Source organism: Nocardioides daeguensis, assembly GCF_019192965.1.
Taxonomy (GTDB): domain Bacteria; phylum Actinomycetota; class Actinomycetes; order Propionibacteriales; family Nocardioidaceae; genus Nocardioides; species Nocardioides daeguensis.
Genome location: NZ_JAHTKU010000011.1, coordinates 263,075 through 281,162, shown reverse-complemented (window position 1 = coordinate 281,162; position 18,088 = coordinate 263,075). Strand labels below are relative to the sequence as shown.

The following is an 18,088-nucleotide window of genomic DNA, read 5'->3' as shown; positions in this document are numbered from 1 at the left end:
CTCATGCTGGCACAGGTCACACTGAGGCAGTGAGCCGTCCGAAACCGCTGCGGTGGAACACCAGTGGCTGTGCCGTGTCGGCGTGCTCGACGGCGTGCAGCTCGAGCAGCACGAGGGTGTGGTCGCCGGCCTCGACCTCGTGGTGGATCGTGCAGTCGAAGCGCGCGAGCCCGTCGGCCAGGAGCACGGCGCCCTCGGGGCTCACCGTCACCTCGACGTCGTCGAAGCGGTGCTCGACCGGACCCGCCAGCCGCCGGCACACGTCGCCGTGGTGCTCGGCCAGCACGGTGAGTCCGAGGTGGTCGGCGCGGCGCAGGTCCGGCCAGGTCTTCGAGGTGTTCGCCACCGAGAACGAGACCAGCGGCGGGTCCAGGCTGACGGAGGTGAAGGAGCTCGCCGCGAGCCCGGTGAGGGCACCGTCGACCTCGGCGGCCACTGCGACGACGCCGCTCGGGTAGACGCCGAAGGCCTCGCGGAGCCGGCCCGGGTCGAGGTCCTGGTTGGTGGTCAGTGCGGGGATGCTCATGCGGGGGCTCCCGATCGGTGGAGGGCGGAGACGACCGGCCGGACCTGCTCCAGCCAGGCCGCGAAGGCGGCCGGGTCGTCGTGCTGGCTGTCGAGGACGTACAGGCCGCGCACGGTGGTGAAGCCGAGCTCGGCCAGCACCGGGCGCAGGCTCAGCTCGGCGGCGAGGGCATGGCCCGGCCCCGCGCCCAGCATCAGCGGGACGGCGACCGCCGGCCGGGGCCGGGCCTCGAATCGGTCGAGGAAGAGCTTGAGCAACCCGGTGTACGTCCCCTTGTAGGTCGGGCACGCGAACACCACGACGTCCGCCTCCCCCACCTGCTCGACCAGGCGCCCCGTCTCGGGGTCGTCCCACTCCAGCAGCCCGGCTCCCGCCGCAGCGAGGTCGACGACCAGGTCGGGCGGCGTACCGGTCAGCTCCGAGGCGAGCCGGGTGGCCGCACCGAGGGTGCGGGAGGCCGGCCGGGGATTGCCGACGACGACAGCGGTGGTCACGACACGACCCGCCGGCCGCCGAAGGGCACCGCGGCGGGCGCGTGCCGGGCCGGCGCCGGGTGCGACCACAGGCCCCGCCGGGCGAGCTCGGGCAGCACGCCCTCGCCGAACCAATAGGACTCCTCGAGGTGGGGATAGCCGGACATCACGAACTCCGAGATCCCCACCTCGACGTACTGCTCGACGAGGTCCGCGATCTCGCCGAAGCTGCCGACCATCGCCGTGCCGGCGCCACCGCGCACCAGACCCACACCGGCCCACAGGTTCGGGTGGATCTCCAGCGAGTCCCGGCTGCCGCCGTTGAGCTCCAGCATCCGGGCCTGCCCGACCGACTCGCTGCGCCGCAGCCCGGCCTGGACCTGCGCGATCTGCTCGTCGTCGATGCCGGCGAGCAGCCGGTCCGCCTCGTCCCAGGCGGCCTCGGACGTCTCGCGGGCGATCGAGTGGAGCCGGATGCCGTACCGCAGCTCGCGCCCCTCGTCGGCGGCCAGCTTGGAGAGCCACTCGACCTTCTCCCGTACGGCGGCCGGCTGCTCGCCCCAGGTCAGGTAGACGTCGGCGTGCTGGGCAGCCACCCGGCCCGCGGCCGGCGACGAGCCTCCGAAGTAGATCTCCGGCAGCGGGTCGGGGATCTGCGCCAGCACGGCGTCGTCGAGCCGGTAGTGCTCGCCCTCGTGGGTGACGGTCTCTCCCGCCCAGAGCGCGCGGACGAGGTGCAGGAACTCGTCGCAGCGCTCGTAGCGGCCCTCCTTGTCGAGGTGGTCGCCGTACATCCGCTGCTCGTGGGACTCGCCGCCGGTCACCACGTTCAGCAGCAGCCGCCCGCCGGACAGGTTCTGGAAGGTGCCGGCCATCTGCGCGGCGAGGAACGGCGAGGTGAGACCGGGCCGGAAGGCGACGAGGAACTTCAGCCGGTCCGACAGCGAGCTCAGCATCGCCGTCGAGATCCAGGCGTCCTCGCACCACGCCCCCGTCGGGGTGAGTGCCGCCTCGAAGCCGAGCTGCTCGGCGCTGCGTGCGATCTGGCCGAGGTAGGCGACCGAGTTCGGGCGCTCCCCCGTGAACGAGCTGACGCCGTGTCCGCCGCCGACCACGTGCCGTCCGTCGCCGCCGTTGGTGGGCAGGAACCAGTGGAACTTGAGCTGTTGAGTCATGTCGTCCTTCTGCGGGTCTGCGGGTGGATCTGGGGGCGGGTCACTCAGAGCTGGCCGTGGTGGGGAGGCAGCCGGCCCTCGAGGGCCCACCGCCCCAGGTGGCGCACCTTCCAGGCAGCCGGGTCGTGGAGCGTGTGGGTGCGCGCATTGCGCCAGTGGCGATGCAGGTTGAGGGAGTCGAGCGCGGACCGGGTCCCGCTGACCTCGAAGAGCCGGGTGCTCGCCTCCAGGCTCGCGCTGGTCGTCGCGGCCCGCGCCGCCGCGACCGCGAGGCTCGCGGCGCCGGCCGACGCGGCATCGAGGTCGGCGTCGGCCCGGTCGACCGCGCGACCGGCCTCGGCGAGCAGCGCCTCCGCGGCCCGCACCGCGAGCTCGAGCTCCCCGAACGCCTGCACGACCGTGGGGTCGTCCGCGTGCCGGGAGATGCCGAGCTCCGCGAGCGCATCCGGGTGGGGCCGGCTCTTCGTGGTGACGAACTCCGCCGCGTCGGCAAGGGCGGCCCGGGCGATGCCCGCGTCGATGGCTGCGTGCAGCAGCTGGGCGAAGGCGCCGTAGGTCTGCGGACCCTCGAAGGTCAGGTGGTACGGCGTGATCCGGTCCGCGCCGACGGCGACCCCGGCGAGCCGGACCGTGCCGCTGGCCGTGGTCCGTTGGCCCATGCCGTTCCAGTCGTCGACGACCGTCACGCCGGCGGCGTGTCGCTCCACCCAGGCCACGTGCAGGGGGCCGTCGACGTCGAGGTGGCTCAGCACCGGGATCCAGTCGGCGAGCAGGGCGCCGGTGGCATAGCCCTTCTCCCCGTCCAGGACCCAGCTGCCGGAGCCGTCGGGCCGCAACGTCGTCCGGAACTCGCGCACGTGGCGGGTGCCGATCTCGGACTGGGCGTTGCCGAACCGCTTCCCCTCCAGGACCTCGCCGAAGAAGAACGACTGCTGGTCGGGCGTGCCCTGGTGGCACAGCGCGTTGACGTAGACGAAGTGGCTGTGCGGGATCTGCGCGATGCTCGGGTCGCCGAGGGCCAGCCGGCGGAACACCTCGGCCACCGCGGACGCCGGGAGTCCGGCCCCGCCGTACGCCGCGGGCACGGTCACCGCGAGCAGACCGGACGCCGACAACTCGGCGAGCTCGGCCACGGGCAGCACCCGGTCGGCGTCGCGCGCGGCAGCGCCCTTCGCGAACCGCTCACCCAGCTCGGCCGCGACGGCGAGCACCTCGTGGGAGGACAGCACGGGGACCGGCATCAGACCCGCTCCAGCTCCGCGGCCTCGAGCTCGCGCACGATCGGGAGCACCTCACGCCCGAAGTACTGCACGTCCTCCTGGAAGTGCAGGAAGCCGAGCAGGAACAGGTCCACGCCGCGGCGCTTGTACTCCAGCATCCGGTGGGCGATCTGCTCCGGCGTGCCGATCAGGCCGGTGCGGAAGCCGTCGTTGTACTGCACCAGGTCGGCGAACTCCGAGTCCTGCCACATGCCGACCTTGTCCCCCGTCGACTGCCCGGCCTGCTTGACCGCGGAGCCGAAGCCCTCGACCGCCTCGCGGTCGGCCTTGTCGACGATCTCGCGCAGCACGTCGCGCGCCTCAGCCTCGGTGCCGCGGCCGATGAGGAAGCCGTTGACGCCGAAGCGCACCTGCCCGGCCCGGCCGTTGACGGCGGCGACGTCGCTGACGTCACGGACCTGCTCGGCGATGCCGTCGGGGGTGTTGCCGTTCATGAAGTACCAGTCGGCGACCCGGCCACCCATGCCGCGGGCGTCGGTGGAGTTGCCGCCCATGAAGATCTCGGGGTGCGCGCGGCCGGGCACCTCGTACGGCTTCGGCTTGAGGTCGAAGTCGTGCAGCCGGTAGAAGTCGCCGTTGAGCTCGGCGTGCTCGCTGGTCCAGATCTCGCGCAGGTAGGCAATGAACTCCTCCGAGCGGCGGTAGCGCTCGCCGTGCTCGAGCCACGGCTCGCCGAGCTTGGTGAACTCGTCCTTGAACCACCCGCTGACGACGTTCACGCAGAACCGGCCCTTCGTGTACTGGTCGGAGCTCGCGACCAGCTTGGCCAGCACGCCGGGCTGCCACAGGCCGGGGTGGACGGCGGCGATCACCTTGAGCCGCTCGGTCGCCAGGGCGATGGCGAGGCTGATCGAGGTCGACTCGTGCTGGTAGGCGGCGCCGTACGACGCGATGTAGCGCACCTGCGACAGGGCGTAGTCGAAGCCGTTCGCCTCGGCGAGCCGGGCCAGCTCGATGTTGTAGTCGAGGCTCCAGTCGGTGCGCTGCTCGATCTTGCTCACCACGAGTCCGCCGCTCACGTTGGGCACCCAGTAGGCGAACTTCAACGGCTCGGGTGCACGGGTCGGGCTGCTGGTCATCAGTACTCCTCAATTCGCGTATGTCGATCAGATTGCTTGACTTTGAGTCGCCAGGCAAGGCGGAACCGCCCGATTCGCCGTCGCCATGGACGACGGAGCCATCGGCAGCGCCTTCCACTCCGCCCAGGCCCGGCCCGCAGCGCACTGCGCTACGATTTTCATAGTAACTAACTCTACTTACTGCAATTGAAGGGGCCGTCATGAGGATCGAGCAGCTGGAGTACGTCGCCGCCGTGACGCAGCACGGGTCGCTGCGGCGCGCGAGCGAGAGCCTGCACATCTCGCAGCCCGCGCTCAGCGAGGCCGTGAGCAAGCTCGAGCGGGAGCTCGGGGTGACCCTGCTCGATCGCCGTCGTACCGGCGCCCGGATCAGTCGCCAGGGCCTGGACCTGCTGCCGAGCATGGTCGCGGTCCTGGACGCGGTCGACCAGCTCCGGACCTCGGCGGGCGACCAGCACAACGTGAGCCGCACCGTGCGGATCGGGACGGTCAGCGCGGCCACCTCGACCCTGCTGGTGCCCGCCTCACGGGAGTTCCAGGAGTCGGCCCCGAACGCGACCGTCGAGGTGCTCAACGTGCAGCAGTCCGAGATCCGCCAGGGCCTCGCCGAGGGCTCACTGGATCTCGGCCTGGTCAACCTGCTGGCCGGCGACGAGCCGGCCCACGACCTGCTGGGCACCGACCTGCTGCACGGGCGCCCCGTCGTCGTGATGCCGGCCGACCACCCGCTGGCGGCGTTCGACGAGGTGAGCGTCGAGCAGCTGCGCGAGGAGCGCTTCGTCGCCATGCGGGCCGGCTACGTCATGCACCGCTTCGCGCACCGCATCTTCGGCAGCCAGCTGCCTCGGGTGTGCCACACCACCGACGGCGCCGAGATGGGCAAGTTCATGGTCTCCCAGGGCCTGGGCGTGACGGTGCTCCCCGACTACAGCGTCGCCGGCGACCCGCTGGAGCTCGCCGGGCTGATCACCGCCCGCCCGATCGCCGGCGACGCCACTCGGGTCACCCTGGTCCTGCTGCAACGCAAGACCCACCACGTCCGGGCCGCGGTCCGCGACCTCCACGCGGCGCTCGTGGCCCACGCGGGGCGGCTCGCGACCCGCGACCCCGGTCGAGCCCTCAGCCCGGTACGCGGAAGCCGCGGAAGGTGACCTCGCGCCGGACCTCGAACCCGAGCGCCTCGTAGAGACCGATCGCGGGCCCGTTGTCGGCCGCGACGTGGAGGAACGCCTCCTCGCCGCGGGCCCGGACCCGCCCGGCCACCTCGGTCACGAGCAGGCCCGCGAGCCCGCGCCCGCGCGCCTGAGGCGCGGTCGTCACCGCGCTGATCTCGCTCCACCCCGGCGGCCGGAGCCGTTCGCCGGCCATGGCGACGAGGACGCCGCCCTCACGGATCCCGAGGTAGGTGCCCATCTCGTGCGTCCGCGGCCAGAACGGGCCGGGCCGGGACTGCTCGACGAGCGCGAGCATGTCCGGCACGTCGCCCGCCCCGAGCTCGACGACCTCGACTCCCCTGTCCGCAACAGCGACCGCAGAGCCTGCCACCAGCTGCAACCCCGGCAGCGTGAACACCGGCGCCCAGTCGGCCGGCGGCGTCGCCGGCGAGCTGAACAGGTCCGCGAACCCGCCCGGCCCCAGCATCGCGGCCAGGTCCGCCCAGTCGGCCGGCGTCGGGTCGGCCGGGACCGCCGCGAACGAGGCGACGCCGGCGTCGTACCGCAGCACGCGACCGGCGCCCACGGCGAAGCCTGCGTGGGCTCCCCGCAGGGACGCACCGACCGGGTCGTCGAGGATCACGCGTCGAGCGTCTCCATGTCGACCTCGTAGGCGCCCTGGATGATGAACTCCTTGCGCGGCGCGACGTCGCTGCCCATGAGCAGCTCGAAGACCTCGGAGGCCACCTCGAGCTCGTCGACCGTCAGCCGGCGCAGGGTACGACGGCGCGGGTCCATCGTGGTCTCGGCCAGCTGGTCGGCGTCCATCTCGCCGAGGCCCTTGTAGCGCTGGACCGGGTCCTTCCAGCGCACGTTCTTCTTCTTGAGCTCGGCGAGCTTTCGCTGCAGCTCGTCGTCGGAGTAGGTGTAGACGTACTTCTCCTGGCCCTTCCTCGGGTTCGAGATCTCGATCCGGTGCAGGGGCGGGACGGCGGAGTAGACGCGACCGGCCTTGACCAGGTCGGGCATGTACTTGAAGAACAGCGTCGCGAGCAGGGTGCGGATGTGGGCGCCGTCGGAGTCGGCGTCGGCCATGAAGATGATCCGGCCGTAGCGGCGGGCGTCGAGGTCGAAGGTGCGTCCGGACCCGGCGCCGACGACCTGGATGATCGAGGCGCACTCGGCGTTCTTGAGCATGTCGCCCACGGACGCCTTCTGGACGTTGAGGATCTTGCCCCGGATCGGGAGCAGCGCCTGGAACTCGGCGTTGCGGGCGAGCTTGGCGGTGCCGAGCGCGGAGTCACCCTCGACGATGAACAGCTCGGTGCGCTCGTTGTCGCCGGAGCGGCAGTCGGCGAGCTTGGCGGGCAGCGTCGAGGACTCCAGCGCGTTCTTCCGGCGCTGGGTCTCCTTGTGCTGGCGGGCCGCGATCCGGGTCTTGGACGCCGCGACCACCTTCTCCATCAGGAGCTTGGCCTGCGCCTTCTCGGCCCGCTTGGTGGAGGTCAGGAACTCCTTGAGCTCCTTGGCCACGACCTTGCGTACGACGGTCCGCGCGGCCGGCGTCCCGAGGATCTCCTTGGTCTGGCCCTCGAACTGGGGCTCCGCGAGGCGCACCGTGACGACGGCCGTCATGCCCTCGAGGATGTCGTCCTTGATTACGTCGTCGTCGTTGACCTTGAGCGCCTTCGAGGCACGCATGGCGTCGTTGAACGTCTTGGTCAGGGCGCTCTCGAAGCCGGACACGTGGGTGCCGCCCTTGGGGGTGGCGATCACGTTGACGAAGGAGCGCAGCTCGGACTCGTAGCCGGTGCCCCAGCGCACCGCGACGTCGACGGTGAGCTCGCGCTCGACGTCCTGCGGGGTCATGTGGCCCTTGTCGTCGAGCAGCGGGACGGTCTCGGTGAACACGTCGCTGCCCTGCAGCCGCAGCACCTCGGTGACCGGCTCTCCGGTGGCGAGGTAGTCGCAGAACTCGCCGATGCCGCCGTCGTGGCGGAACTTCTCCTCGGTCCACTCCGCCTTGTCGGCGGCCCGCTGGTCGCTGATGACCAGCTCGAGGCCGGGCACGATGAACGACGTCTGCCGGGCGCGCCCGATCAGCCCGTCGAGGACGAAGTCGGCGTCCTTGGTGAAGATCTGACGGTCCGGCCAGAACCGGATCCGGGTCCCGGACCTGCCCTTCGCGACCCGACCGCCCTTGCGGGTCAGGCCGGACCGGGGGGTGAAGGCCGCCGTGGGGCCCTCGCCGTCGAAGACGCCGGGCACGCCGCGCTGGAAGCTGATGCCCTGGCTGGCCGGCGAGCGGTCGACATCGATGTCCATCCGGCTCGACAGCGCGTTGACGACGGACAGGCCGACGCCGTGCAGACCGCCGGTGGCGACGTAGGAGCCCCCACCGAACTTGCCGCCGGCGTGCAGCTTGGTCGCCACGACCTCGACGCCGGGGAGCCCGGTCTTGGGCTCCTTGTCGGTCGGGATGCCGCGGCCGTCGTCGTAGACCTCGACCGAGTCGTCCGCGTGGAGGATCACCTCGACCCGGCGGGCGAAGCCACCGAGGGCCTCGTCGACGCCGTTGTCGATGATCTCCCAGAGACAGTGCATCAGCCCCCGGGTGTCGGTGGAGCCGATGTACATCCCGGGACGCTTCCGCACGGCTTCGAGGCCCTCGAGGACCAGGAGGTGGGCGGCGTTGTAGGTGTTGTCGGCGATGACCGGCTCCTCACGGTGGATCACGGGTACTTCTGAGGGCACGAATCTACCTTCGACACGCCGGGAGCCCGCACAGGGACACGGCTCGGAGCGAGAGGAGGACAGGCAGGACCCGGACGGGTCAGGCGGTCCGGCCGATCGGATGGTCACAAGCTTGTTTCGGGCGGTGGAAAATCACAGAAGCTTCCCCCATCGGGTGGTTGGATGACAGGGAATGCAGAAGTGGAATGGAACACACGGCGACGGGAATCTTTGTTCCAGTCGCTACGTTGATCCGGACGACACCCGATGAGGGTGGTGATCGCATGAGAGAGAGGCCCGAGATGACAACTGCTGTTGCTCCCAGCGCCACGCTGACCGCGGAGGACCGCTGCGACCGTTGTGGTGCCCAGGCCTACCTCCGCGTAGAGCTCACCTCCGGCGGGGAGCTCCTGTTCTGCGCCCACCACGCCCGTGAGCACGGCGACGCGCTCAAGGACATCGCCGTCCGCTTCCACGACGAGACCCACAAGCTCACCACCAAGCCGACGCCGGCCGCCGACTGACGCGGTCCCGAGCCGAGGCCCCGAGCACCCGCTCGGGGCCTCGTGCGTTTTCGGGGCCGTCGACCGGACAGCGTGGCCGGAGGAGCAGAAAGGCCCCGCCGGGAACCCGGCGGGGCCGATCAGCTGTGCTCGGTCGAGGCTCGGTCGAGGCTCAGTCGAGGTAGTCGCGCAGCACCTGCGAGCGCGAGGGGTGCCGCAGCTTCGACATCGTCTTCGACTCGATCTGGCGGATCCGCTCGCGCGTGACGCCGTAGACCTTGCCGATCTCGTCGAGGGTCTTGGGCTGGCCGTCGGTGAGGCCGAAGCGCATGGAGACGACGCCCGCCTCGCGCTCGGAGAGCGTGTCGAGGACCGCGTGCAGCTGCTCCTGCAGCAGCGTGAAGCTGACCGCGTCGGCCGGGACGATCGCCTCGGAGTCCTCGATCAGGTCACCGAACTCGGAGTCGCCGTCCTCACCCAGCGGGGTGTGCAGCGAGATCGGCTCGCGGCCGTACTTCTGGACCTCGACGACCTTCTCCGGGGTCATGTCGAGCTCCTTGGCGAGCTCCTCCGGCGTGGGCTCGCGGCCGAGGTCCTGCAGCATCTGGCGCTGGACGCGGGCGAGCTTGTTGATGACCTCGACCATGTGCACCGGGATGCGGATGGTGCGGGCCTGGTCGGCCATGGCCCGGGTGATCGCCTGCCGGATCCACCAGGTGGCGTACGTCGAGAACTTGTAGCCCTTGGTGTAGTCGAACTTCTCGACCGCGCGGATCAGACCGAGGTTGCCCTCCTGGATCAGGTCCAAGAACAGCATGCCGCGGCCGGTGTAGCGCTTGGCGAGCGAGACGACCAGACGCAGGTTGGCCTCGAGCAGGTGGTTCTTGGCGCGGCGACCGTCCTCCGCGATCCACTCGAGCTCCTCGTGCACCTTCGGGGAGAGCTTGCCGCCCTTGCCGAGCTTCTCCTCCGAGAACAGGCCCGCCTCGATCCGCTTGGCGAGCTCGACCTCCATCTCGGCGTTGAGGAGCGGCACCTTGCCGATCTGCTTGAGGTAGTCCTTGACCGGGTCGGCGGTCGCGCCGGCGACCATGACCTGCTGAGCGGGCTCGTCGGTCTCGTCGGCGGAGGAGACGATGAAGGACGCGTTCTTCTCGTCCTCCTTGATCGTCGGGTCCGCCGCGACGTCCTTCTCGAACTGGTCGTCGGGGATGTCCGGCAGGACCTTCTTGCCGTCGGGGCCGACCACGGGGGCCTGCACCTCGGCCTCGGTCTCGAGGTCGCCCAGGTCGACGGGTGCGTCCTCGTCGTCGGCGGCCTTCGCGGGCGCTGCCTTCGCAGGCGCCGCCTTCTTCGCCGGGGCCTTGGCCGCCGGCGCCGCCTTCTTGGCCGGCGCCGCGGCCGCCTTCTTGGCGGTGGTGGCCGTGGCCGACGCCGTCTTGCGCGCGGCCGCCGCGACGGCGCGCTGGTCGGCCGGCGTACCGAGCTCGACAGAGATGCCGAGGCCCGCCAGGTGGGCCATCAGGCCCTTGAGCTGGGCGGGAGCGACATCAGCCGCGGCGAATGCCTGGCGGAGGTCCTCCGCCGCGACGCGGCCAACCGGCGCGGCGCGCTCGATCAGCGCGGCGATCGACGGGTGGCTGAGCAGGGCGGGCGGGACCGAACGATGGTTCGAGGACACGAACACCTCTCGATGCTGACGATTCTAGGGCGCGGCAAAGACCGGAGGCGTCAAGACCGCTGTGGTCATTCTGCCACGGATCCCCCAACCCCTCGGTCACCGGGGCGTCATCGGGTCGTCATCGCCCGGTCGCCGGGCCGGTCGTCGGCGGCTATGCCTTCACCTTGGCGGCGGCCTTGGCCGCCTTCTTGTAGTCGCGCACCTTCTGCAGCGACACCGGGTCGACCACGTCGGCGACGGACCGGAAGCCGTCGAGCGCGTAGTCGCCCGCCGCCTTCTCCCACCCGGCGGGGCGTACGCCGAGCTGCTTGGCCACCAGCGCGGTGAAGATCTTGGCCTTCTGCGCCCCGAAGCCCGGCAGCGCCTGGATCCGCTTGAGCAGGTCCTTCCCGTCAGCCGCCTCCGTCCACAGCCGCGAGGCGTCGCCGTCGTACTGCTCGACGACGATGCGGGCCAGCTCCTGCAGTCGCGCCGCCATCGAGCCCGGGAACCGGTGGATCGCCGGGGTGGTCGAGCACAGCGCCGCGAACTCCTCCGGGTCGGCGGCCGCGATGGCCGCCGGGTCGAAGCTGCCGAACCGGCCGACCACCTTCTGCGGACCCAGGAAGGCGTGCTCCATCGGGTACTGCTGGTCGAGCATCATCCCCACCAGCAGCGCGAACGGGTTGTCCGTCAGGAGCTCGTCAGCGGCGGCGTCGTCGGTGATGTGGATGGCCATGGGGACATCCTGCCGCACCCCAGCGCGACCGCGGCGGCGCCGTTCTCGAAGGTCATGCGGGCGGGCCGAGCCGCTCGAGGCTCGCGAGGAGGTGGGCGCGCAGGACCGGCCAGCCCGGGTACGCGTCGGTGGCGCCGGGGATGTTGGCGACCACGACCGTGCCGCGGACGGTGGCCATCGCGATCTGGATGAGCTCGGCGAACCCCTCGCGCCCGGCGTACGACGGCAGCAGGGCCGCGGCGATCCCCTGGATCTCGCTCATGCCGCTGCACACGATCTCGGCGACCCGCGCCGCCAGGGCCGGTTCGGTGCGCGCGACGTTGAACAGCTCGAGGACCGCCGGCGTGACCGGGAGGTGGTGGATCTCCCAGATCAGGTCGAGCAGCGCGCCGGCCCGCTCCTGCTCCGTGCCGACGTCGAGGCCGCGGGTGGCGGCGTCGGCGAGGAGCTGGTCGACGAGGCGGAGCATCGCGGCGTCGACGAGGGCGGCCTTGGTCGGGAAGTAGTGCTGCTGGGCGCCCTGGCTGACGCCGGCGCGCTCGGCGACGCGGCGCGTGGTCGTGGCGACGTACCCGTCCTCGGCGAGGCACTCGATGGTCGCGTCGAGGAGGCGTTCGGTGGTCGCGGCGCGGCGCTCGACCTGCCGTCGTCGCCCCGCTGTCACCTTCGCCGCCGCTGCCATGGGCCGATCGTGGCGCACGTCTCGCAACCTTTGCAAGTCAGATGACTTGTCAAGTCACCTGACTGGGAACTAGGTTCCCGGCCATGAAGGACTTCCAGGCCAAGGTCGCCGCGATCACCGGCGCAGGGTCCGGCATCGGCCGCGCGCTCGCCCTCCAGCTCGTCGCCGAGGGCGCCCGCGTCGCGATCAGCGACTGGGACGCCGACGGCCTCGCCGAGACCGCACTGATGCTGAGGGACCAGGGCGCGAAGCCGCACAGCACGGTCCTCGACGTCCGCGACCGCGCCGCCGTGCACGCGTGGGCCGACGCGGTCGCCGCCCACTTCGGCGCGGTCCACCTGGTCGTCAACAACGCCGGTATCACCATCTTCGGCACGGTCGAGGAGAGCCCGTACGAGGACATCGAGAAGGTCCTCGACGTCGACTTCTGGGGCGTCGTGCACGGCACCAAGGCGTTCCTCCCCCATCTCGCGGCGTCGGGCGAGGGCCACGTCGTCAACGTATCGAGCATCTTCGGCCTGTTCGGCGTCCCGACCCAGAGCTCCTACAACGCGGCCAAGTTCGCGGTGCGCGGGTTCACCGAGGCACTGCGCCAGGAGCTGCTCATCTCCGGCCAGCCGGTCGGCGTCACCTGCGTCCACCCCGGCGGGATCAAGACGAACATCGTCAACAACGCCACCGCGAGCAACGCCGCCGACACCGCCGGCATCGCGCGGGTCTTCAACGAGAAGCTCACCCGAACGACGCCCGAGGCCGCCGCGCGCACCATCCTGCGCGGCGTGCGGCGCGGCCGGCCCAAGGTGCTGATCGGCGCCGACGCCGTCGCGGTCGACCTGCTCGTGCGGGTCCTCGGGGCGTCGTACCAGCGCCCGTTCGCGGCCGTCTCCCGCCGCCTCACCACCTCCCTCGCTGCTCCGGCATCCCGGAAGAAGGTCTCCGCATGACCACCCACCTCGGCTCCCCGATCGCCCTGCCCAACGGAGCGAAGCTGGCCAATCGGTTCATGAAGTCGGCGCTGAGCGAGTCGCTCGGCGAGCGCGACGGCGGGCCCTCGGCGAAGCTCGAGCGGCTCTACAGCCGCTGGGCGGGCGGCAGCTACGGCCTGGTCGTGACCGGCAACGTGATGGTCGACCGCCGCCACCTCGGCGAGCCCGGCAACGTGGTCATCGAGGACGACCGGCACCTCGACCGGCTGCGCGCGTGGGCATCCGGCTTCCAGGACGGCGGCACCCCGCTGTGGATGCAGGTCAACCACCCGGGCCGGCAGGCCAACGCCCTCGTCGGCCGCCACCGTCCGGTCGCGCCGAGCGCGATCCAGGCCAAGGTGCCGGGCGCCTCGAGGCCGCGGGCGTTGGCGGACGCGGAGATCCGCGAGATCGTCGACCGGTACGCCACGGCCGCCGCGGTCGCCGAGCAGGCCGGCTTCGCGGGCGTGCAGATCCACGGCGCGCACGGCTACCTCGTCACTCAGTTCCTCTCCCCGCGCACCAACCGGCGCGACGACGCGTGGGGCGGCGACGCCGAGCGCCGACGGCGGTTCGTGCTCGAGGTTCTGCGCGCGATCCGCGCCACGACGTCGCGGACCTTCGGCGTCGGCATCAAGCTCAACTCCGCGGACTTCCAGCGCGGCGGGTTCAGCGAGGACGAGTCCCGCGAGGTCGTCGAGGCCCTCGTCGCCGAGGGCATCGACCTGATCGAGATCAGCGGCGGCTCCTACGAGGCTCCCGCCATGATGGGCACGATGGCCGCCTCGACGGCCGCGCGCGAGGCCTACTTCCTGGAGTACGCCGCCTCGGTGCGCGACCTCGCGGGCGACGTACCCATCGCCGTGACCGGCGGCTTCCGCTCGACGGCGGCCATGGAGGCGGCGGTCGCGTCCGGCGACTGCGACGTCGTCGGCCTCGGCCGACCCACCTGCCTGCTGCCGGAGGCGCCGCGCGCGATCCTCCAGGAGGGGCTGGCCGCGCTGCCCAGCTCGAACATCAAGGCCGGGCTGCGCCCGGTGCTCGGCAAGGTCGCGAACCTCAAGCAGCTCGACGGCGCCCTCGACCTGTCGTGGCACACCGACCAGCTGCACCGGCTCGGCGCCGGCAAGGAGCCCGACCCCGACCACTCCTGGGCCGCGGCCGCGCTCTTGCTGGGCCTGCGCAACGGGCCGGGGGCGTTCCGGGCGAAGCGGGGCTGACCCTCAACCTTCCTGGGCGATCGTCCGAAGACCGGTCCACAGGGTGTCCATGGTCCGCTCGACCATCGCCTCGAGCTCGACGTCGGGGTGGCGCCGCCACCACTTGGCGAGCTGCTCGGCGGCGCCCGAGATGGCGTGGGCGTACGCCGACGCGGCGTCCTCGGCGACGTGGGGGGCCGCGGCCCGCACCAGCCCGGCGATCACCTCCGCGGTCTGGTAGCGGTGCTCGGCCGCCGACGCGGCCACCTTGCCCGCCACCGCTGCCCCGCCGCCGAACAGCACCCCCCAGGTCGTACCGCGGTCGCGGACGAACGCGTAGTAGGCCGTGAACCCGGCGCGCAGCTGCGCCCCGATCTCCACCTCTCCCCCGGCCGCCGCGACGATGGCCCGGTCGAGCTCGTCGCGGGCGGCCCGCAGGCACTCGAGGTAGATCTCGTCCTTGTCGGCGAAGTACTTGTAGACCAGGGTCCGGGTCACCCCCGCCGCGGCGGCGATGTCCTCGATGGCGGTGCCCTGGTAGCCGTGCTGCACGAACACGTCCTCCGCGACGGCGATCAGCTGCGCCCGCCGTACCTCCGGCGCCAGCCGACGCCGCGGCTCGGCCACCTTGGCCATCTCAGGCCGTCCAGTCCAAGAAGATCCCGCCGGCCGTGACGGCGACCCACCACCACACGAAGGACACGATCCCCAGCGCGACCGTGCGCCTCGGGTGCGAGGTCCACCACACGAAGCAGAGCACGAACATCGCCAGCCAGGTCAGCAGCAGGACGACGACCGCCCAGGCCGGCGCGAGCAGCCCCGACGCGGCGTAGAGGAAGAAGGACGAGACCAGCAGCACCAGGCCGACGAACGGCCACGGCGAGATCCGCCGTCCGGTCGCAGGGTCGATCGCCACCGGACGGATCCGGCGGCGGCGGGAGTACGCCAACGGACTACTCGTCCTCGGCGTCGTCGTGCCAGGCCGGGTCGTGGTCCCAGGCCTCGGTCCGCTCGGCCGCCTTCTCCAGCGCCCGCGCCGCCTCGGCCTGCGTGGGGTACGGACCGAGGCGGTCCTTGTTGGGGCAGCCCTCGACGCCCTCGACCTGGTGATGGGTCAGACAGAACCAGTACTCGTTGTCCGCGGACATGCCCCGAACCTACTGCAGGCGACCTGCCAGCCGCTCGACCCGCAGGACGTCGTACTCGTGCTCGGGGTCGCCGGTCATCGCGGCCGCCAGGCGCAGGTGCGGGAGCGCGTCGTCGTACCTCGACTGGCGCTCCAGCGAACGGCCCAGCGCGTGCCGGCTCCACACGTCGACCGGGTCGTCGGCGACCAGCGCGGTCAGCTCGTCGGTGGCCTTCTGCAGCTGGGCGCGCATCAGGTACGCCCACGCCCGCAGCGAGCGCAGCCCCCGGTTGTCCGGCTCCTGCTCGAGCGCCGGCTCCAGCACCTGGAGCGCCTCGCGCGGAGCGCGGCGGGACAAGAAGTCGTGGGCGGTCCGGTACGCCGCCTCGTGCCGTGCCGTCGTACCCGGGAACACGATCGGCGGCAGCACCTTGATCTCGGGCATCTCGTTCATGTCGCCCTCAACTGTCCCGGGGATGTGGTTGTTCCCTAGAGTGAGCGGCGGACGGGCTGGCCGGGCGACCGCGTGACCCATCGCCGCGAGGCGTCGGGTCCCGAGGAAAGTCCGGGCTCCACAGAGCAGGGTGGTGGGTAACACCCACCCGGGGTGACCCGCGGGACAGTGCCACAGAGAACAGACCGCCTCGCTCCTCGTGGGCGGGGTAAGGGTGAAACGGTGGGGCAAGAGCCCACCAGTGCGCCGGGCGACCGGAGCAGCTAGGCAAACCCCACCCGGAGCAAGACCAGACAGCACACGTTCGAGGGCGGCTCGTCCGAGTGTGCGGGTAGGTCGCTCGAGGCTGTCGGCAACGGCAGCCCTAGATGGATGGTCGCCGATCACAGAACCCGGCTTACAGGCCAGCCCGTCCCTCAACCGCGAGCGCGCCCCCGGCGGTCCACCGACCACTGCGCACGCCGTCACCGCCGCGGGGGCGCCAGCAGTCGCAGCACCGTCGCCACCACCGCCTCGAGGTCGGGGTGGGCACGCGGGCTCGACGTCGAGGTGCTGTTGAGGGCCCCGACGACCAGGTCGCGCAGCACCCTCAGGTCCACGTCGTCGCGCACCACGCCCTCGCGCCTCCCCCGCTGGAGGACGTCGAGCCACACGCGCGCGAAGCCACGCTCGTGCGCGACGTGGTCGGCACGCAGCGACGGCGGCAACGTCTCGACCATGCGCACCACCGCGGCCGCCCGGTCGTCGCTGGCGTGCAGCGCGTCGAGGTGACCGCGGGCAGCGGCCCGCAGCCGCTCGACGGGGTCCGCGTCCTCGCTCACCGCGTCGACCGCGTGTCGCAGGGCGGCCGTCGCCGCCTCGACGCCGTCTCGGAGGGTCGCCGCCACCAGGTCGTCCTTCGTCGGGAAGTGGAAGGCGAGGCTGCCGACCTTCAGGTCCGCGGCCTCGGCGATGCGGCGCAGGCTGGCGCCGCCGTACCCGTGGAGCGCGAACTCCCGTGCCGAGGCGTCGAGGATCCGCCGCCGCGTCCGCTCGGCCTTGGTCTCTGCGCTCACGGGGGCACTCTAGCGAATCGGACAGTCGTACGATTATGCTCAGAATCGTACACATGTCCGATTCCAGGAGCGACCATGACCCTCACCCGAACCCAGGACCGGATGTCGCACGACGTCTTCCTCCCCGCCGAGATCGTCGAGCTGCGGGCGCGTGCTCGCGCCTCGGTCGCCCGTCACGTCGCTCCGGTGGCCCGCGAGATCGGCAGCCGCGAGGAGTCGGCCGACAGCTTCCCCTGGGCGGCGTTCCGCGGCCTGGCCTCCGACGGCCTGTTCGGCGTCCCTTTCGGCGACCTCGAGCACCCCATGCTCGGCGTGTGCACGGTCGCCGAGGAGATCGCCTACGAGTCCTCCTCCCTCGCCGGCGTGTACGACGGCCAGTGCATCCTCGTCCCCGCGACGCTGGCCCACGCCTCCCCCGCCGTCCGGGACCGGCTGGTACCGGACCTGGTCTCCGGCCGACAGGCCTTCGCCTTCGCCACCACCGAGCCCGAGACGAGCTCGGATCTGACCGCGAGCCGGCTCAGCACCTGGGCGGAGGAGACCGCCGACGGCTTCGTCGTCAACGGCCGCAAGCGCTGGATCACCAACAGCGTCGTCGCCGGCCACGTCTCGATGCTCGTGCGCGCCGGTCGCGACGGCGAGCGGGCACACATGCTGCTGATCGACCTCACCAGCCCCGGCATCCGGATCGGCACCCCCGACCTGAAGATGGGTCACCGCGGCCAGATCACCGCCGACATCGTCCTCGAGGACGTCCACGTCCCCCGCGAGAACCTGCTCGGCGACCCGGGCCAGGGCATGGCCGTCGCACTCGGCGCCCTCGTCCGCGGCCGCATCGGCATCGGCGCCGCCGGCGTGGGTGTCGCCCAGGCCGCCCTCGACCTCGCCGTCCATCGCCTGCAGACCCGCGAGGTCTTCGGACGCCCGCTCGGCGCCATGCAGCACTGGCAGTTCCAGATGGCGCAGCGCGCCACCGAGCTCGAGTGCGCGCGCAGCCTCTACCAGAAGGCCGCCGTCCTGCTCGACCGCGGCGACCGCACCGCCGAGCCCGAGGCCGCCATGGCCAAGGCCTACGGCACCCGCCTGGCCAACGACCTGGTCCGCGAGGCGATCCAGATCCACGGCGCCGTCGGCTTCGCCCGCCAGGTCGGCGAGACCGGCGAAGCCGTCCGGCTCGAGGAGATGTACCGCGACGCCAAGATCCTGGAGATCTTCGAGGGCGCCAACGAGCTCCAGCAGTGGATCGTGGCCCGGCGCCTCATCGGACGCGACATCACCGGCTGAC

Annotated in this window: 20 protein-coding genes and 1 other RNA gene; 6 read left to right on the top strand and 15 right to left on the bottom strand. The window is 71.6% G+C overall.

The features are described from left to right. Positions 1-16 precede the first annotated feature (16 nt). Genes KU893_RS10695 through sfnG form a run of 5 tightly spaced genes read right to left on the bottom strand, consistent with a single transcriptional unit; the run spans position 17 to position 4,533 of the window. Complete coding sequence (locus KU893_RS10695) at positions 17-526, bottom strand: flavin reductase family protein (protein WP_218234320.1); 510 nt, start codon at positions 524-526, stop codon at positions 17-19. After that, entirely contained in the window at positions 523-1,020 is a 498-nt protein-coding gene (locus KU893_RS10690) for an NAD(P)H-dependent oxidoreductase (RefSeq protein ID WP_218234319.1), read from the bottom strand. Before KU893_RS10690 ends, KU893_RS10695 begins: the two co-directional genes overlap by 4 nt. Next, positions 1,017-2,174 carry an LLM class flavin-dependent oxidoreductase gene (locus KU893_RS10685; protein WP_218234318.1) on the bottom strand — a complete coding sequence of 386 codons (1,158 nt, stop codon included), beginning with the start codon at positions 2,172-2,174 and terminating at the stop codon, positions 1,017-1,019. The genes KU893_RS10690 and KU893_RS10685 overlap by 4 nt, the downstream gene beginning before the upstream one ends. Before the next feature lie 44 nt (positions 2,175-2,218). Then, positions 2,219-3,415 (bottom strand): SfnB family sulfur acquisition oxidoreductase, encoded by a 1,197-nt coding sequence (locus KU893_RS10680; RefSeq protein WP_218234317.1) that lies wholly within the window; start codon positions 3,413-3,415, stop codon positions 2,219-2,221. Next, positions 3,415-4,533, bottom strand: a complete 1,119-nt coding sequence (sfnG, locus tag KU893_RS10675; RefSeq protein WP_218234316.1) for a dimethylsulfone monooxygenase SfnG — start codon at positions 4,531-4,533, stop codon at positions 3,415-3,417. Before sfnG ends, KU893_RS10680 begins: the two co-directional genes overlap by 1 nt. 200 nt (positions 4,534-4,733) lie before the next feature. Here sfnG and KU893_RS10670 point away from each other — a divergent pair, with 200 nt between their 5' ends. Further along, positions 4,734-5,684, top strand: a complete 951-nt coding sequence (locus tag KU893_RS10670) for a LysR family transcriptional regulator (RefSeq protein ID WP_218234315.1) — start codon at positions 4,734-4,736, stop codon at positions 5,682-5,684. Here the strand turns inward: KU893_RS10670 and KU893_RS10665 are convergent. Further along, on the bottom strand, positions 5,653-6,330 hold the full coding sequence (locus tag KU893_RS10665; protein WP_218234314.1) for a GNAT family N-acetyltransferase: 678 nt from the start codon (positions 6,328-6,330) through the stop codon (positions 5,653-5,655). The genes KU893_RS10670 and KU893_RS10665 overlap by 32 nt on opposite strands. Next, the gene (locus tag KU893_RS10660) at positions 6,327-8,423 is read right to left on the bottom strand and encodes a DNA gyrase/topoisomerase IV subunit B (RefSeq protein WP_257441322.1); all 2,097 of its coding nucleotides are present in this window, start codon (positions 8,421-8,423) and stop codon (positions 6,327-6,329) included. Before KU893_RS10660 ends, KU893_RS10665 begins: the two co-directional genes overlap by 4 nt. 299 nt (positions 8,424-8,722) lie before the next feature. On the opposite strand from KU893_RS10660, the gene KU893_RS10655 reads away from it, so the two are divergent. Then, on the top strand, positions 8,723-8,944 hold the full coding sequence (locus tag KU893_RS10655; protein ID WP_218234313.1) for a DUF7455 domain-containing protein: 222 nt from the start codon (positions 8,723-8,725) through the stop codon (positions 8,942-8,944). A gap of 151 nt (positions 8,945-9,095) precedes the next feature. Here the strand turns inward: KU893_RS10655 and KU893_RS10650 are convergent, their stop codons facing one another. The 3 genes from KU893_RS10650 to KU893_RS10640 all read right to left on the bottom strand — a co-directional run bounded on the left by KU893_RS10650 (position 9,096) and on the right by KU893_RS10640 (position 12,004). Further along, entirely contained in the window at positions 9,096-10,610 is a 1,515-nt protein-coding gene (locus tag KU893_RS10650; RefSeq protein WP_257441323.1) for an RNA polymerase sigma factor, read from the bottom strand. Between the two features lie 145 nt (positions 10,611-10,755). Continuing rightward, positions 10,756-11,322 (bottom strand): HhH-GPD-type base excision DNA repair protein, encoded by a 567-nt coding sequence (locus KU893_RS10645; RefSeq protein WP_218234312.1) that lies wholly within the window; start codon positions 11,320-11,322, stop codon positions 10,756-10,758. A 52-nt stretch (positions 11,323-11,374) separates the two neighbouring features. Further along, positions 11,375-12,004, bottom strand: a complete 630-nt coding sequence (locus KU893_RS10640; protein WP_218234311.1) for a TetR/AcrR family transcriptional regulator — start codon at positions 12,002-12,004, stop codon at positions 11,375-11,377. Positions 12,005-12,087: 83 nt separating this feature from the next. Between KU893_RS10640 and KU893_RS10635 the strand changes: the two genes are divergently transcribed. After that, positions 12,088-12,948, top strand: a complete 861-nt coding sequence (locus tag KU893_RS10635) for an SDR family NAD(P)-dependent oxidoreductase (RefSeq protein ID WP_218234310.1) — start codon at positions 12,088-12,090, stop codon at positions 12,946-12,948. Then, entirely contained in the window at positions 12,945-14,189 is a 1,245-nt protein-coding gene (locus KU893_RS10630; protein WP_218234309.1) for an NADH:flavin oxidoreductase/NADH oxidase family protein, read from the top strand. Before KU893_RS10635 ends, KU893_RS10630 begins: the two co-directional genes overlap by 4 nt. 3 nt (positions 14,190-14,192) lie before the next feature. Here KU893_RS10630 and KU893_RS10625 read toward each other — a convergent pair whose 3' ends face one another. Genes KU893_RS10625 through KU893_RS10610 form a run of 4 tightly spaced genes read right to left on the bottom strand, consistent with a single transcriptional unit; the run spans position 14,193 to position 15,748 of the window. Beyond that, the gene (locus KU893_RS10625) at positions 14,193-14,795 is read right to left on the bottom strand and encodes a TetR/AcrR family transcriptional regulator (RefSeq protein ID WP_218234308.1); all 603 of its coding nucleotides are present in this window, start codon (positions 14,793-14,795) and stop codon (positions 14,193-14,195) included. A 10-nt stretch (positions 14,796-14,805) separates the two neighbouring features. Next, entirely contained in the window at positions 14,806-15,084 is a 279-nt protein-coding gene (locus KU893_RS10620; protein WP_218234307.1) for a hypothetical protein, read from the bottom strand. A 37-nt stretch (positions 15,085-15,121) separates the two neighbouring features. After that, positions 15,122-15,316, bottom strand: coding sequence for a hypothetical protein (locus KU893_RS10615; RefSeq protein ID WP_218234306.1), 195 nt, complete (start codon positions 15,314-15,316; stop codon positions 15,122-15,124). 9 nt (positions 15,317-15,325) lie between these two features. Next, on the bottom strand, positions 15,326-15,748 hold the full coding sequence (locus KU893_RS10610) for a tetratricopeptide repeat protein (protein ID WP_218234305.1): 423 nt from the start codon (positions 15,746-15,748) through the stop codon (positions 15,326-15,328). 52 nt (positions 15,749-15,800) lie between these two features. Between KU893_RS10610 and rnpB the strand changes: the two genes are divergently transcribed. Further along, positions 15,801-16,164, top strand: an RNA gene (gene rnpB, locus KU893_RS10605) — RNase P RNA component class A. A gap of 48 nt (positions 16,165-16,212) precedes the next feature. On the opposite strand, the gene KU893_RS23575 is transcribed toward rnpB, so the two are convergent. Beyond that, on the bottom strand, positions 16,213-16,803 hold the full coding sequence (locus tag KU893_RS23575; RefSeq protein WP_218234304.1) for a TetR/AcrR family transcriptional regulator: 591 nt from the start codon (positions 16,801-16,803) through the stop codon (positions 16,213-16,215). Positions 16,804-16,878: 75 nt separating this feature from the next. Here KU893_RS23575 and KU893_RS10595 point away from each other — a divergent pair, with 75 nt between their 5' ends. Continuing rightward, positions 16,879-18,087 carry an acyl-CoA dehydrogenase family protein gene (locus tag KU893_RS10595; RefSeq protein WP_218234303.1) on the top strand — a complete coding sequence of 403 codons (1,209 nt, stop codon included), beginning with the start codon at positions 16,879-16,881 and terminating at the stop codon, positions 18,085-18,087. The last annotated feature ends 1 nt before the right edge of the window (position 18,088 follow it).